At 52.5% G+C, this 14674-nt stretch carries 10 protein-coding genes; 5 read left to right on the top strand and 5 right to left on the bottom strand.

Annotated elements, in window-relative coordinates; genetic code table 11:
* Positions 1-115: 115 nt before the first annotated feature.
* Complete coding sequence (gene ppc, locus BZJ21_RS01115; RefSeq protein ID WP_025744245.1) at positions 116-2749, bottom strand: phosphoenolpyruvate carboxylase; 2634 nt, start codon at positions 2747-2749, stop codon at positions 116-118.
* A 532-nt stretch (positions 2750-3281) separates the two neighbouring features.
* Between ppc and argC the strand changes: the two genes are divergently transcribed.
* Genes argC through argH form a run of 4 tightly spaced genes read left to right on the top strand, consistent with a single transcriptional unit; the run spans position 3282 to position 8270 of the window.
* The gene (gene argC, locus BZJ21_RS01120) at positions 3282-4292 is read left to right on the top strand and encodes an N-acetyl-gamma-glutamyl-phosphate reductase (RefSeq protein ID WP_077660326.1); all 1011 of its coding nucleotides are present in this window, start codon (positions 3282-3284) and stop codon (positions 4290-4292) included.
* A 9-nt stretch (positions 4293-4301) separates the two neighbouring features.
* Complete coding sequence (gene argB / locus BZJ21_RS01125) at positions 4302-5081, top strand: acetylglutamate kinase (RefSeq protein WP_077461542.1); 780 nt, start codon at positions 4302-4304, stop codon at positions 5079-5081.
* A gap of 55 nt (positions 5082-5136) precedes the next feature.
* On the top strand, positions 5137-6348 hold the full coding sequence (locus tag BZJ21_RS01130) for an argininosuccinate synthase (RefSeq protein WP_069361869.1): 1212 nt from the start codon (positions 5137-5139) through the stop codon (positions 6346-6348).
* A 35-nt stretch (positions 6349-6383) separates the two neighbouring features.
* Positions 6384-8270 (top strand): argininosuccinate lyase, encoded by a 1887-nt coding sequence (gene argH, locus BZJ21_RS01135; protein WP_077668915.1) that lies wholly within the window; start codon positions 6384-6386, stop codon positions 8268-8270.
* A gap of 17 nt (positions 8271-8287) precedes the next feature.
* On the opposite strand, the gene BZJ21_RS01140 is transcribed toward argH, so the two are convergent.
* The 3 genes from BZJ21_RS01140 to BZJ21_RS01150 all read right to left on the bottom strand — a co-directional run bounded on the left by BZJ21_RS01140 (position 8288) and on the right by BZJ21_RS01150 (position 10925).
* Positions 8288-8527 carry a DUF3624 domain-containing protein gene (locus BZJ21_RS01140; protein ID WP_025744249.1) on the bottom strand — a complete coding sequence of 80 codons (240 nt, stop codon included), beginning with the start codon at positions 8525-8527 and terminating at the stop codon, positions 8288-8290.
* 162 nt (positions 8528-8689) lie between these two features.
* The gene (locus BZJ21_RS01145; RefSeq protein WP_077668916.1) at positions 8690-10141 is read right to left on the bottom strand and encodes a dihydrolipoyl dehydrogenase; all 1452 of its coding nucleotides are present in this window, start codon (positions 10139-10141) and stop codon (positions 8690-8692) included.
* Positions 10142-10193: 52 nt separating this feature from the next.
* The gene (locus tag BZJ21_RS01150; RefSeq protein WP_025744251.1) at positions 10194-10925 is read right to left on the bottom strand and encodes a glutathione peroxidase; all 732 of its coding nucleotides are present in this window, start codon (positions 10923-10925) and stop codon (positions 10194-10196) included.
* 147 nt (positions 10926-11072) lie between these two features.
* Here BZJ21_RS01150 and oxyR point away from each other — a divergent pair, with 147 nt between their 5' ends.
* On the top strand, positions 11073-11981 hold the full coding sequence (oxyR, locus tag BZJ21_RS01155) for a DNA-binding transcriptional regulator OxyR (protein WP_077668917.1): 909 nt from the start codon (positions 11073-11075) through the stop codon (positions 11979-11981).
* A gap of 68 nt (positions 11982-12049) precedes the next feature.
* On the opposite strand, the gene BZJ21_RS01160 is transcribed toward oxyR, so the two are convergent.
* Positions 12050-14548, bottom strand: coding sequence for a penicillin-binding protein 1A (locus BZJ21_RS01160; protein ID WP_077668918.1), 2499 nt, complete (start codon positions 14546-14548; stop codon positions 12050-12052).
* Between the last annotated feature and the right edge of the window lie 126 nt (positions 14549-14674).

A 14674-nucleotide genomic window follows, 5' to 3' on the forward strand; every position in this document is an offset into this window, starting at 1 on the left:
AATGTAACAGCAAGCCTTAGACGTGGCTATGGATAAAAAATCTCGCGTGTGCGTCGGTTTCTATTTGCTCGCTTGATACAAAAAAAGCCGCACCCGAGGGTACGGCTTGGGTCGATTAGCCGGTGTTACGCAGGCCTGCGGCAATGCCCGCGATGGAGATCATCAAGGCATCGTCAAGCGACTGATCGTCCTCTTCACATTGCCGTGTACGGTATAACAGCTCAGCTTGCAGCATATTCAGTGGCTCGACGTAAATATTACGTAAGCGAATCGCTTCAGCGCCCCATGGGTTTTGCTCCATCAGGTTATCGCTGTTTTCCACCGCCAAAATCACTTGAATGTCTTGGCGTAATTGATCGCGGAGTGATTCACCCAAAGGCCAGAGGCTTTCATCGACCAAACGCTGATCATAGTATTTGGCAATATCGAGGTTGGTTTTGGTAAACACCATCTCCAGCATGCCAAGCCGGGTGGAGAAGAATGGCCACTCACGACACATTTCTTCTAGCTGGGCTTTATGGCCTTTGGAAATGGCATGATCGATCGCTTGTCCAGCGCCTAGCCAAGCCGGAAGTAAGAGGCGATTTTGACTCCAGGCGAAAATCCATGGAATCGCCCGTAAGCTTTCCACCCCGCCTTGCGGGTTGCGCTTAGAAGGGCGTGAGCCCAGTGGTAACTTACCGAGCTCAAGCTCTGGTGTGGTGGAGCGGAAGTAAGGCACAAATTGCTCATGGCCGCGAACCACATCGCGATAGGCTTGGCAAGAAATGTCACTCAAGGTATCCATCAGCGCACGCCACTCTTGTTTGGGCTCTGGTGGCGGTAGCAGGTTAGCTTCCAAAATGGCGCTGGTGTAGAGGTTCAAACTGTTGACCGCGACATCGGGCAGCCCCAGTTTAAAGCGGATCATCTCGCCTTGTTCGGTCACACGGAGGCCACCTTTTAAACTACGAGGGGGCTGTGACAACAAGGCGGCATGGGCGGGCGCACCGCCACGGCCTACGGTGCCGCCACGGCCATGGAAGAGAGTTAGATCAACCCCTTGGTCATCGCATAAGTTGACCAGTGCTTCCATGGCGCGATATTGCGCCCAACCGGCTGCCATCACCCCGGCATCTTTAGCTGAGTCCGAATAGCCTATCATCACCATTTGGAAGTTCTGAGTAAAGCCACGGTACCAATCAATCGCCATGAGCTCGCCAATGACTGATTCCGCGTTGTTCAGGTCGTCCAAGGTTTCGAATAACGGGCACACATCCATGCGGAATGGGCAGCCGGCTTCTTGGAGTATCAAATGTACCGCCAGCACGTCCGAGGCGGTCCTCGCCATTGAAATCACATAGGCACCAAGCGCTTCACGCGGCTGCTGGGCAATCACCCGGCAGGTGTCGATCACTTCTTTGACGTCATCCGACGGGGTCCAATCACGGGGTAATAGCGGCCGTTTCGAGGACAATTCACGGATCAAGAAGGCTTGTTTGTCTTGCTCGCTCCATTGCGCGTAATCGCCCATCCCCAAATAGCGGGTCACTTCTGAGAGCACATCGGCATGACGAGTGCTTTCTTGGCGAATATCGAGCTTGATTAAGTGAACGCCAAAACATTGCACGCAGCGAAGCAAATCAAGCAACTTGCCGTCGGCAATAATGCCCATGCCGCATTGGTGGAGTGACTGATAACACGCCAGTAATGGCTGCCACAGCTGCTGGGTGTCGGTCAGAATGCCCTGTGATGACGTGCGTTCGCCTTTCAGCTTGGCATCTAAATAACTTAATGTGTGATTGAGCTGACTGCGCAGCGTTTTCAAGATCGCGCGATACGGTTCGTGCGCCTCGCCGGCCATCTCGCGCACGGTGTCATCACACTGAGTCATCGACAGTTCGCTGATCAGATCTTGCACATCACGCAAATACAGGTCGGCGGCTTTCCAGCGTGAAAGCAGCATCACTTCACGGGTGACCTCGCTGGTGACATACGGGTTGCCGTCGCGATCGCCGCCCATCCAAGAGGAAATTTGTACTGGCTTGGCATCAATGGGCAAGTTGATGTCTAAGTGGCTCTCAAGCTGCTGATCGAATTGGCGTAAAAATGCGGGCACTGCTTGCCATAATGAATTTTCAATCACCGCGAAGCCCCACTTGGCCTCGTCGAGCGGTGTCGGGCGCTCTTGGCGAATCACATCGGTATGCCAGGCTTGTGCAATCAACTGTTCAAGGCGTTTCTCGGTTTTGGCTCGCTCGTCGGCGCCTAAATAGTCGCTCAGCTCGAGTTTGGATAAGCATTTATTGATTTGCACCAAGTTATGAATGGTGGTGCGGCGCGCAATTTCAGTGGGGTGCGCGGTCAGGACTAACTCAATTTTTAAATCGGCGATCGCCTTCTGCGCGTCATTGGCATCAATCTCACCTTGGCTGACGCGTCGGAGCAGGTTATCAATCGCATCGGGGCTACACTCATGGGTGTCAGATTGGCGCGACACCGTATGGTATTGCTCAGCAATATTAGTCAGATTCAAAAATTGGCTAAAGGCGCGGGCTACCGGAAGCAGTTGGTCTGCGGGTAAGTTTTGCAGCACGGTTTTCAGCTTAGCATGATCATCCTGATTACCTGCTGCAGCCGATTTTGAGAGCTGACGAATTTCCTCAACTTTTTCTAAAAGTGCGGGGCCATGGGCATCTTCAATGGTGTTGCCCAGCAGATGGCCAAGCATACTGACGTTACTTTTTAAGGCAGAGTACTTTTCGTTCATAGCGTATCCATTCTGTAACAAAGTTACATCCTACTGTGACTGTAAAGACCCAATCTAGCGAATGTTGCGTGATCGGGTCAACTTAACCGCAAGTTAGCGCGAAAACTGGCTACCGGATTTGATGCTTATCATAGAGCCACCTCAAAAGATGAAAAAAAGTTTCAGCTTTCATGTTTGCTAGCTTCTAGAGGGTCTCTCCGCGCTCGTCATCGTGGGATTTTGTCGTAAATGACGACCGTGTTATTTGCATGGTTAGATAGAATTATTGCTCTAATATGAATAAATAGAGATTAAAAGTGATTTTTTACGCTTTTTGGGGTTGACGGGTAAACGGGAATGCGATAAAAAATAACCATTCACTATTTATGAATAAAAATATTTTATAAGACGAGTCGACCATGATACTAGGTACCGCCAAACACAATATCCTTGCCCTTCGACGACGCTAGCCTGCTTTGCGTGGCTATCCGCTACGCCCTCGATACTCTGCTGCCCCGCAGCACGCCTTAAATATCCATAAAGAGAGACACCCATGACACTTAACACCATTATTGTCGGTGCCAGTGGCTACACAGGAGCCGAGCTTGTCGCCCTTGTCCATCGCCATCCGCAATTGCACTTGGCCGGTTTATATGTCTCGGCAGGCAGTGAAGACGCTAATCGTCCTGTGAGCGCGTTGCACGGGCAACTGCGTGGCGTGGTGGATATGCCACTGATGCCATTGTCCTCGCCACAGGATGTCGCCAAGCAAGCTGATGTGGTGTTTTTAGCCACCGCGCATGCGGTCAGTCATGAATTGGCGCCGGTTTTTCTGGCTCAAGGTTGCGTGGTGTTTGATTTGTCGGGGGCGTATCGGGTCAATCAAGCCGATTTTTATCCCGAACACTACGGTTTTGCGCACCAATCGCCGACATGGCTGGCGCAAGCCGTGTATGGCTTGGCCGAGTGGCAGGGTGAGGCATTGCAAGCAGCGCAGCTAGTCGCCGTACCTGGGTGTTACCCCACCGCCAGTCAATTAGCGCTCAAACCTGTGCTGGATGCAGGCTTGTTGGATAAACAAATGTGGCCGGTGATCAATGCCACTAGCGGCGTGACGGGCGCGGGGCGCAAAGCGAGTCTGACCAACAGTTTTTGCGAAGTGAGCCTGCATGCCTACGGGGTGTTTTCTCACCGTCATCAGCCAGAGATTGCCGCACACCTAGATACGCCGGTGATTTTCACCCCGCACCTTGGCAGCTACAAACGCGGCATTCTTGCCACCATTACCGCCAAATTAGCGCCAGGTGTTAGTGAGGCGGAGGTGGGGCAGGCACTCTCTCACGCCTATCAAAAGGCGCCTTTGGTACGGGTGCTTCCTGCCGGTGAGGTGGCCAAGCTACACGCGGTGCAACATACCGGCTTTTGCGATATTGGCTATCAGGCCGCGCATGGGCATCTGATCCTTACCAGTGCGATTGATAATTTACTTAAAGGCGCGGCCAGCCAAGCCGTGCAGTGTTTAAACCTGAAGTTTGGCTTTGCCGAAACTACCGCGATTGTCTAGGAGAAACGGATGAAAACGCCATTAGTGATTAAATTAGGCGGCGCGGCACTGAGCTGCAGCGAGACCCTCGCCAAGGTTTTCGGCGCGATCAATACCTATCGCAGTGAGGCGGAGCGCCCGTTAGTGCTGGTGCATGGTGGCGGTTACTTGGTCGATGATCTGCTCAAAAAGCTCAACCTCACCAGTGTCAAAAACCAAGGCTTACGGGTCACGCCCGCCGACCAGATTGATTATGTCACCGGTGCGTTGGCAGGGACAGCAAACAAGTTGCTGTTAGCCCAAGCACGTAAAGCAAACATTAAAAGCTGTGGCTTGAGCTTGGCCGACGGTGGCCTGTGTCAGGTCAGCCAGCTGGACCCTGAGCTGGGTGCGGTGGGAGAAGCCAGCGCCGGCGATCCCAGCCTGCTGCAGGCGGTACTGGCCGCTGATTGTGTCCCCATTATTAGCTCGATTGGCATCAGTGACCAAGGTGAGCTGATGAACGTTAATGCCGATCAAGCAGCGGTCGCGGTGGCTACCACCCTCGGGGCGGAGCTAGTGCTGCTGTCGGATGTCAGTGGTGTATTGGATGGCAAAGGCCATCTACTGCCCTGTTTGACCGAGCTGGATGCGCAACACCTGATAGAAAAAGGCGTGATCACCGATGGCATGGTGGTCAAGGTCAACGCGGCGTTTGCCGCCGCCCGCGAACTGGGTAAACCGGTGGAGATTGCCACTTGGCGTTACCCAGAAAAACTCACCCAATTATTCGATGGCCAGCAAATCGGCACCCGGTTTAGCGCCAGTTAATAAGACGTATAACGACGCTACTCAAACCGTCGCATCATGATTTAAGGAGAGCAAGATGAGCAAAGTCAACAAAGTGGTACTGGCCTATTCGGGTGGATTGGATACCTCGGCCATCATTCCCTGGCTAAAAGAAAACTATGACTGTGAAGTCGTCGCCTTTGTCGCCGACGTCGGTCAAGGCGAACAAGAGCTCGAAGGCATTGAGCAAAAAGCGCTCGCTTCGGGGGCATCACAGTGTTTTATCGCCGATCTAAAACACGAAATGGTAGCGGATTATATTTATCCCAGCCTGAAAACCGGTGCGGTGTATGAAGGCAAGTACCTACTTGGCACCTCGATGGCGCGTCCTATCATTGCCAAAGCGCAGGTCGCGTGCGCCCTCGAGGTCGGCGCGGATGCGCTTTGCCACGGCTGTACCGGAAAGGGGAACGATCAAGTCCGTTTTGAGAGCACCTTCTCCGCGCTGGCGCCGCAGCTGAAAGTGATTGCGCCTTGGCGTGAGTGGGATCTCACCAGTCGTGAAGCCCTGCTCGATTACTTGGCCGCCCGTGATATTCCGTGCACGGCGAGCCTTGAGAAAATCTATTCACGTGATGCCAATGCTTGGCACGTCTCAACCGAAGGCGGCGTGTTAGAAGATACCTGGACGGCGGCCAACCAAGATTGCTGGGTATGGACTGTCGCGCCGGAAGAGGCGCCCAATACGCCCGAGTTTGTCACCTTGGGAGTACAAAGCGGGGAAGTGGTCTCGGTCGATGGTGAATCCATGTCGCCTTATGACGTGCTAACGCTATTGAATGACAAAGGTGCCGAACATGGCGTGGGACGGATTGATATCGTTGAGAACCGTTTGGTGGGGATGAAATCCCGCGGCTGCTACGAAACCCCGGGTGGCACCATCATCATGGAAGCGCTGCGCGGCGTTGAACAATTGGTGCTAGATAAAGAGAGTTATCAGTTCCGTGAGGAGCTCGGTTTAAAAGCCTCTCACCTGATTTATGATGGGCGTTGGTTTACGCCACTTTGTCAGTCGATTGTTGCCGCTGCCAATTCCCTTGCCGCGCCGGTAACGGGCGAGGTGGTGATCAAACTCTATAAAGGGCAAGCGACGGTGGTACAAAAGCGCTCGACCAATAGCTTGTACTCGGAAGACTTTGCCACTTTTGGTGATGATGACGTCTACGATCACAGCCACGCCGAAGGCTTTATCCGTTTGTATTCGCTGTCGAGCCGGATTCGGACACTGAACAAACAAAAACAATCCTAATTAAAAAAGCATCGTGAGCAGTAAGGAGAGACAGCATGGCATTATGGGGCGGACGCTTTAGTCAAGCAGCAGACAAACGGTTTCAAGCGTTTAATGATTCGCTGCGCTTTGACTATCGCTTAGCAGAGCAAGACATTGTGGGCTCCATTGCTTGGTCGAAAGCCTTGCGTTCAGTGGGCGTGCTGAGTGAAGACGAGCAACAGCAATTGGAGCTCGCACTTAACGAGCTCAAGCTGTCGGTGATGGAAAATCCTGAGCAGATCTTAAACTCAGAGGCCGAAGACATTCACAGCTGGGTTGAGCAGCAACTGATCGAGAAAGTCGGGGATTTGGGCAAAAAGCTGCATACCGGACGCTCGCGCAACGATCAGGTGGCCACGGATCTCAAACTGTGGTGTCGCCAGCAAGGCCAGCAAATCTTGCTGTCTCTCGATAAGCTTCAGCAGCAGCTGGTGGATGTGGCGGGTCAGCACCATGGTACCGTGCTGCCTGGCTACACCCACTTGCAGCGTGCACAACCGGTGACCTTTGCCCATTGGTGTCTGGCCTATCTGGAGATGTTTGAGCGTGATACCACGCGTTTGCAAGATGCGCTCAGTCGCTTGGATACCTGCCCACTCGGATCGGGGGCACTGGCAGGCACCGCGTATCCGATTGATCGCGATGCCTTGGCACAAAACCTGGGATTTAAACGGGCTACCCGTAATAGTTTGGATTCGGTCTCGGACCGCGATCATGTGATGGAGATGATGTCTGCCGCATCCATGTCGATGTTGCATCTGTCACGGATGGCCGAAGATATGATCTTCTATAACTCGGGCGAGTCCGGGTTTATCGAGCTGGCGGATACTGTCACCTCAGGCTCGTCGCTGATGCCACAAAAGAAAAACCCCGATGCGTTAGAACTGATACGTGGTCGAACGGGTCGGGTGTATGGTTCCTTGTCGGCAATGATGATGACAGTGAAAGCCTTGCCGCTGGCCTACAACAAGGACATGCAAGAAGACAAAGAAGGGCTATTCGATGCCATGGACACCTGGCATGACTGCTTAGACATGGCGGCCCTGTGCTTTGAAGGCATCACCATCCATAAAGACAAAACCTTACAAGCGGCGCAGCAAGGTCATGCCAATGCGACCGAGCTGGCCGATTATTTGGTGAGCAAAGGGATCCCGTTCCGTGAAGCGCACCATATTGTTGGCGTGGCGGTGGTGTCAGCCATTGAGCAAGGGTGTGCGCTGGAAGCGCTGCCGCTAGAAACCTTGCAGCAATTCTCACCGGTGATTGAAGATGATGTGTATGCCATGCTCACGATTGAATCCTGCCTGGCCCAACGTCGGGCACTGGGAGGGGTGGCACCTGAGCAGGTCAGCTTTGCTATTCAAGAAGCGCAAAAGCGTTTGGATAAGCGCTTTACCCCCAAAGTCACGGTGCGCTCGGCAAGGCTCACCGACCTCGATACCATTGAAGGCATGGTGGTGTATTGGGCGAAATTGGGGGAGAACTTACCGCGCGACCGTCATGAATTAGTGCGTAATATTGGCCTGTTTGCGGTATCTGAGCATCAAGGGGATTTGACCGGCTGCGGATCGCTGTATATTTACGACTCAGGGCTGGCAGAAATTCGCTCCTTAGGGGTTGAAGCGGGCTGGCAGCGCCAAGGACACGGCACGGCGTTGATGATGCACTTGATTAAAAAAGCCAAGCAAATGGCGATTGAGCAAGTCTTTGTCCTCACCCGGGTGCCCGAGTTTTTCACCCAGTTGGGCTTTACCTCAGTGTCGAAATCGCAATTGCCAGAGAAAGTGATGAAAGATTGTGAAATCTGTCCGCGCTTCCACGCCTGTGATGAAGTGGCTCTGACCTATAACATTGCGGGGCCGGCGACGATTTCGACCTTCTCACATGCAGAGATTGAGTAAAAAAGTGTGGGGCGGCTTTAGGGCCGCTTTCTGTTGCGCCGAAACGGATAAATCAGCAAATGAAGCAGCAGCAGCGCGCTGGCACTGCCAGCGGCGAACAGTAATGCGATCGATTCAACTTGCCGTGGCGTGTCGGCATAGGCCCACCACCAAAACGGCCAAAGTATGGCAGAAATGACAGCAAGTTGGGTCATACAGCGCGTGCAGCGTCCTAACTTCTGCTTCCAAATGCCAGATTGACAATATTTACAAGCCATATGGGCTCTCTTGGTCAGTGAGGGCGATACGCCATTGTGGCGCAGTGAGTCGTTGGATACAAAAAAGCCCTCCGCGAAGGAGGGCAAAAGGTAAGCAAGTGCTTGGGGAAGCAACAGGCATTGCCTGTAAAGCGCCGAGCGTTCGGCGAAAAGGACAGTGAATTAGCAGCCTGGGCCGCAATCCATGCAGTGTTTGATCATCTCTGGCCCGAGTTTGAGTTTGGCGTTGACATCACGCAGTGCGGTACGTACCCCTTCTTCAATCACTGGGTGATAAAAGGGCATATCCAACATTTGCGAAATGGTCATTTGGTTTTGGTGAGCCCAGGCGAGTAAGTGTGCTAAGTGCTCGGCGTTCGGCCCAATCATTTCTGCGCCCAAAAAACGCCCTGTGCCTTGCTCGGCATAAACATGCAATAAGCCTTTATTGCGTAGCATGACCCGTGAGCGACCTTGTCCCTCAAAGGAAACCACACCGATTTCAAAACAGCCACATGGGCCGAGACGATCGGTAATTGCTTTATAGCTTTCGCCCACCATCGCAATTTGTGGATCGGAGAAGACCGCGGATAGCTTGCTACGGCGCAGTCCCGCACGGATATCTTTGCCGCGCCCCGCGTTGTCACCGGCAATTCTGGCTTGGTCAGCCGCTTCGTGCAGCAGTGGAATTTGGTTGTTAGCATCACCGGCAATAAAAATATGCGCTGCGGTGGTTTGCAGGGTGTAGCTATCGGCTACTGGGACACCGCGTGCGTCCACTTTGATGCTCGTCGCGTCAAGGTTAAGTTTGTCGACATTGGGGCGACGACCGGTGGCGGCAACCACGTAATCAACCCAACGCAACTGGCTTTCGCCGTTTTTGTCGCGGTAACGGATTTGGACCTTATCACCTTCACGGATCATCTCTTCAACCTTGGCATCGGCATCGAGATAAAACTCCTCGCTGAAGGTTTTATCTGCATATGCCATGATATCTGGGTCGGTGAGTGGACCCACTTGGCCGCCGACACCAAACATAGTCATTTCGACACCGAGGCGGTGTAACGCTTGGCCCAGTTCAAGGCCAATCACGCCCGGACCAAACACGGCAACCGATTTAGGTAAGTCATCCCATTCGAAAATATCATCGTTGACCACCAAACGATCACCGAGGTGATTCCAGGCCTCGGGCCAGCTCGGACGTGAGCCGGTCGCAATCACAATGCGGTCAGCATGGATAGTGGTGTGATCGTCAACCATCAAGGTATGATCATCGACAAAACGAGCATAGCCATCGATTTTGTCTTGGGCGGGGATGTCGTCGACACTTTCCAATACAAAGCCGACAAAGCGATCGCGCTCGCGTTTAACCCGATCCATTACCTCACGACCATTTATCTCGGTACTTCCGCCTGGGTAGACACCAAAACCGGGCGCTTTGTCGATATGGTGCGCCGCTTCAGCCGCCGCAATTAACAGTTTGGATGGCATGCAGCCAACCCGTGCACAGGTGGTGCCATACGGGCCGCCTTCAATCATCACCACGCTATCTGTCTGTGCTTTTGCCGCGCGATAGGCACCGAGCCCGGCGGTCCCGCCACCAATCACAGCCACATCAACCGTTAATGTTTTCATTGCTTTCTCCTGGGAAAATAACGGGCGGCAAGGCTGCCGCCCAAACAGCGGATTACTGGTTTAGGTAAGTGTCGAGCTCTTCGCTGCCACCGATGTGACGGCCACCGATAAATACTTGTGGCACCGTGGCACGGCCGGTGACTGCGCGTAAAGAGACCGTGGTGGCATCTTTACCGAGGATAATTTCTTCGAACTGAAGTCCTTCATCGATCAGTGCTTGTTTTGCTTTGGCACAGAATGGGCAGCCTGGCTTGCTAAACACGGTGATCGAATCTTGCAGTTTATGCTCAGGAGCAATATAGCCCAGCATGGTGTCGGCATCAGAGACCTTGAACGGGTCACCTGGTTCGTTTGGCTCAACAAACATTTTTTCGACCACGCCGTTTTTCACCAGCATGCTGTAGCGCCATGAGCGTTTGCCAAAGCCAAGATCATTTTTGTCGACCAGCATGTCCATGCCATCGGTGAATTCACCGTTACCATCAGGTAGTACATGGATGTTGTCAGCATCTTGGTCGGCTTTCCATGCGTTCATTACAAAGGTGTCATTGACCGAGACACAAACGATGTCATCAACGCCGTGTTGTTGAAAGACAGGGTACAGCTCGTTATAGCGTGGCAGATGCGAAGAAGAACACGTCGGGGTGAACGCGCCTGGCAGGCTGAACACAATGACGGTTTTGTTGGCAAAGATGTCATCGCTGGTCACGTCTTTCCACTGATCGCCTTCGCGAGTGCGGAAGGTTACTTGTGGTACTGGCTGGCCTTCTTTGGTTGCTGTCATGAATCGTTCCTTTTGTTTTCAATTAAAGTTGTTAAGCGAGAAGTGACTCGCTGTGTTTTGATGGGTCTAGTATTGCTAAATAAGATTGATAGCTCTAATCGCTTGATGCTATGGTTTTGATAGTTATCCCCTATAGAAGAGACAACGATGAACATTCGTGACTTGGAGTATTTGGTTGCGTTGGCTGAACACCGACATTTTCGCAAAGCCGCTGAGGCTTGCTTTGTCAGCCAGCCGACCTTGAGTGGCCAAATTCGTAAACTGGAGGATGAACTCGGCGTCAGCTTACTTGAGCGTACCAGTCGTCGGGTTCTGTTCACCGATGCCGGTATGAGGTTAGTACAGCAAGCACGTAACGTATTGCGGGAAGTCACAATTTTAACCGAATTGGCCAGTGAGCAAGGTGAAAGTATGACCGGCCCCCTACATATTGGCTTTATTCCCACCGTGGGGCCGTATCTATTACCCAAAATCATTCCGATGCTGCGAGATTGTTTCCCAGATTTAGAGCTGTTTATTCATGAGGGACAAACCCAGCAACTGGTTCAGCAGTTGGAAGAAGGCAAGCTCGATTGCGTTATCCTGGCCTCTGTCGAAGAAACACAGCACCTTAAAGAGCTGCCACTCTATGATGAGCCGATGTTGCTTGCGGTCAACGAAAAGCACCGGTTGGCGGAATGTGCTGAAGTTGCGCTTGATGTGTTAGACGGGGAAACCTTGTTGATGCTGGGCGATGGCCACTGTTTGCGCGATCAAGCCATGGGCTTTTGTTTTAAAGTCGGTGCGCAAGAGGATCAACGTTTCCGCGCGACCAGCCTAGAAACGTTACGCAACATGGTGGCCGCAGGAAGTGGGATTACCTTATTGCCTCAGCTGTCCGTGCCTGCCGATAAACGCGATGGTGTGGTGTATATCCCCATTACGTCACCGACGCCGTCGCGACAAATCATGCTCGATTATCGCCCTGGATCACCGTTACGAGGACGATATGAACAGCTTGCGGACGCCATTGGTGGCCAGATGACCGCGATAAGGAGCGGCTTAAATCACCGCTAACACAAGATACTGGCATTGAGGTGACAACGCCCACGGATGTGGGCGTTGTGGTTTAAGCGTTTATCGAGTTAAAACAAGGATTCCGTGTTGGACTCGTAAATGTTGCCATCAGGCTGAGCCGATACATATTCTGTCGGCTCGGTGCCTTTGATAAAGTACTCAAACATCGAGGTATGATCGGTTTTTCTTGTCAGCAGTCCGGTCTCGCGATCGATCCGTACTTTGACTATGCCGGACGGCACCACTTTATTTTGCTCTGGCACATCCGCAAGAGCATGCTGCATAAAGTCAATCCAAGCAGGTTCTGCGGTTTTCGCGCCAGATTCCGCCCCATAAATCGGTTGGCGCTCGTCGCCTAAATTAGCATTACGAGTGGTGCGACCGAGTTCACGCGAATGATCATCAAAGCCAACCCAAACCGTGGTGACGATACCTGGGCCATAACCAGTGTACCAAGTGTCTTTGGAGTCATTGGTGGTCCCGGTTTTACCACCGATATCGCGACGTTTGAGCGCTTGAGCGCGCCAGCCCGTGCCGTTCCAACCGGTGCCATAACGCCAATCGCCGCCGCCCCAAATGTTGCTTTGCATCATTTCGCGCACCAAGAAGGCATTTTGTTCATCAATCACTTGCTTGGCATTGCGCGGTGTTGGTTGGTCACTGCCATTGTCCGTCAATAAGTTTTGCTCATTAAACGGGTCAGCTTTTTCCGGTTTGCGCTCACAGTGGTCGCATATAACCGGTGGGTTGGCACGATAAATTTCCTCACCGAAGGGCGTTTCTACCCGATCGATGATGAAAGGCCCCATAAAGTAGCCACCATTGGCAAATACGCTAAACCCTTGTGCCATTTCAACCGGCGTTAAGCTACCTGCGCCGAGTGCAATGGCTTCGGCGCGAGGGAGGTCATCACGTTTAAAGCCAAAGCGAGTCAGATAATCTAAGGTATCGTCCAAGCCAACACGACGGAGGACACGCACAGCCATCACGTTTTTCGATTGTGCCAGTCCAAGGCGAGCACGTAGTGGCCCTTCATAACGTGGCGGCGAGTTTTTCGGACGCCATGCCACCCCTTGGCTGCGATCCCAACGGTTAATGGGCGCGTCATTGATAAGGCTGGCTAGCGTCATTCCCTCATTGACTGCGGCGGAGTAAATAAAGGGCTTGATACTTGAGCCCACTTGGCGAACCGACTGGGTGGCACGATTAAATTTGCTATGCACAAAGTTAAATCCACCCACTAAGGCTTTGATCGCCCCCGTGGTGGGGGACATGGATACTAAGGCGGTATTGGCGTTGGGCACTTGCGCCAAATGCCAGCTGTCATTGACTCGACGAATAAACACTTGTTGGCCACTGGCGAGGAACGCATCAGCACGTTTGGGCGCTGGGCCTTGGCGACTATCAGTAATATAAGGTCGCGCCCAGTCGAGTCCTTTCCAAGGCAGTTCGATTTCACGGCCATTGGGCCCAATAACCTGTGCCGATTGTGCCTTTACATCGGTCACGACCGCAGGCTCCAAGGGGCCGTAACTGGGTTGCTTGGCAAGGTGATCAACAATACGTTGATGTTGCCAGCGTTCGCTAGGCGCCTGCCAAAGCGTGGCTACTGGGCCACGAAAACCATGGCGCCTGTCATAGGCGAGGATATTCTCTATGGCGGCGTTGTTGGCCGCGCGCTGCATATCCGCATCCACACTGGTGAAAATACGTACCCCTGAGGTGTAGGCATCATCGCCAAGCGCATCGACCGCCCAAGCCCTAGCCATTTCAGCAACATAGGGTGCTGAGAGTTCTATTTCGGCGCCATGGTAGCTGGCGACAATAGGCTCATTTTTTGCTTGCTGGTATTCCGCATTAGAAATGTAGCCCTCATTCAACATGCGGCCGAGCACTACGTTCCGTCGCTCGGTTGAGCGTGAAAGCGAGTAAAGTGGGTTCATGGTGGAGGGCGCTTTGGGTAACCCCACGATCACGGCCATTTCGCTTAAGGTCAGTTGATCTAAGGTTTTGCCAAAATACACGTGTGCGGCTGCTCCTACGCCATAAGAGCGATACCCCAAGAAGACTTTGTTGAAATAGAGCTCAAGGATCTCTTCTTTACTGAGCAATTGTTCGATATGCACCGCGATAAAAATTTCTTTTATCTTGCGCATAATTCGCTTTTCGTTGGTCAGGAAGAAGTTTCGTGCTAGCTGTTGGGTGATGGTGCTGGCACCTTGCTTGGCACTGCCAGACATGGCGACAACCGCCGCGGCACGAACAATACCAATAGGATCAATGCCTGGGTGTTGATAAAAGCGGCTATCTTCGGTGGCAATTAAGGCATCAATCATAGGTTGAGGTATATCCTCGAGTTTGACTGGAATACGCCGTTTTTCGCCGAATTGCGAGATTAACTCACCATCCGCGCTATAGACCTGCATCGGAGTTTGTAGCTCAACATCTTGCAATGTCGCCACATCGGGGAGGTCGGGTTTCACATAAAGGTAAAACCCAAAGATTGTTGTGACTCCAAGCACTGTGCAAACCAGTGCAAAGATAAGCAAACGCTTTATGAACTTCACCTGAGATTTCCCGTTTCGTTGCCGTTTAGCCGTTTAATAATCATACGTGAGTAGTATAAAGGCACCAGCATAAAAAATAACCCGTGATGAGGACAGTTTTGTAAATACTGACCTTACTCTGACGTT

This window comes from Salinivibrio costicola subsp. alcaliphilus, assembly GCF_001996185.1.
GTDB classification, from domain to species: Bacteria; Pseudomonadota; Gammaproteobacteria; order Enterobacterales; family Vibrionaceae; genus Salinivibrio; species Salinivibrio costicola.

What these genes read in the sequence shown, in the direction of transcription:
- argB (WP_077461542.1), top strand. Translation starts at nt 4,302, where the DNA reads ATGAAAACGCCATTAGTGATTAAATTAGGCGGCGCGGCACTGAGCTGC.
- BZJ21_RS01145 (WP_077668916.1), bottom strand. Translation starts at nt 10,141, where the DNA reads ATGAAAACATTAACGGTTGATGTGGCTGTGATTGGTGGCGGGACCGCC.
- BZJ21_RS01140 (WP_025744249.1), bottom strand. Translation starts at nt 8,527, where the DNA reads ATGGCTTGTAAATATTGTCAATCTGGCATTTGGAAGCAGAAGTTAGGA.
- ppc (WP_025744245.1), bottom strand. Translation starts at nt 2,749, where the DNA reads ATGAACGAAAAGTACTCTGCCTTAAAAAGTAACGTCAGTATGCTTGGC.
- BZJ21_RS01130 (WP_069361869.1), top strand. Translation starts at nt 5,137, where the DNA reads ATGAGCAAAGTCAACAAAGTGGTACTGGCCTATTCGGGTGGATTGGAT.
- BZJ21_RS01150 (WP_025744251.1), bottom strand. Translation starts at nt 10,925, where the DNA reads ATGACAGCAACCAAAGAAGGCCAGCCAGTACCACAAGTAACCTTCCGC.
- argH (WP_077668915.1), top strand. Translation starts at nt 6,384, where the DNA reads ATGGCATTATGGGGCGGACGCTTTAGTCAAGCAGCAGACAAACGGTTT.
- argC (WP_077660326.1), top strand. Translation starts at nt 3,282, where the DNA reads ATGACACTTAACACCATTATTGTCGGTGCCAGTGGCTACACAGGAGCC.
- oxyR (WP_077668917.1), top strand. Translation starts at nt 11,073, where the DNA reads ATGAACATTCGTGACTTGGAGTATTTGGTTGCGTTGGCTGAACACCGA.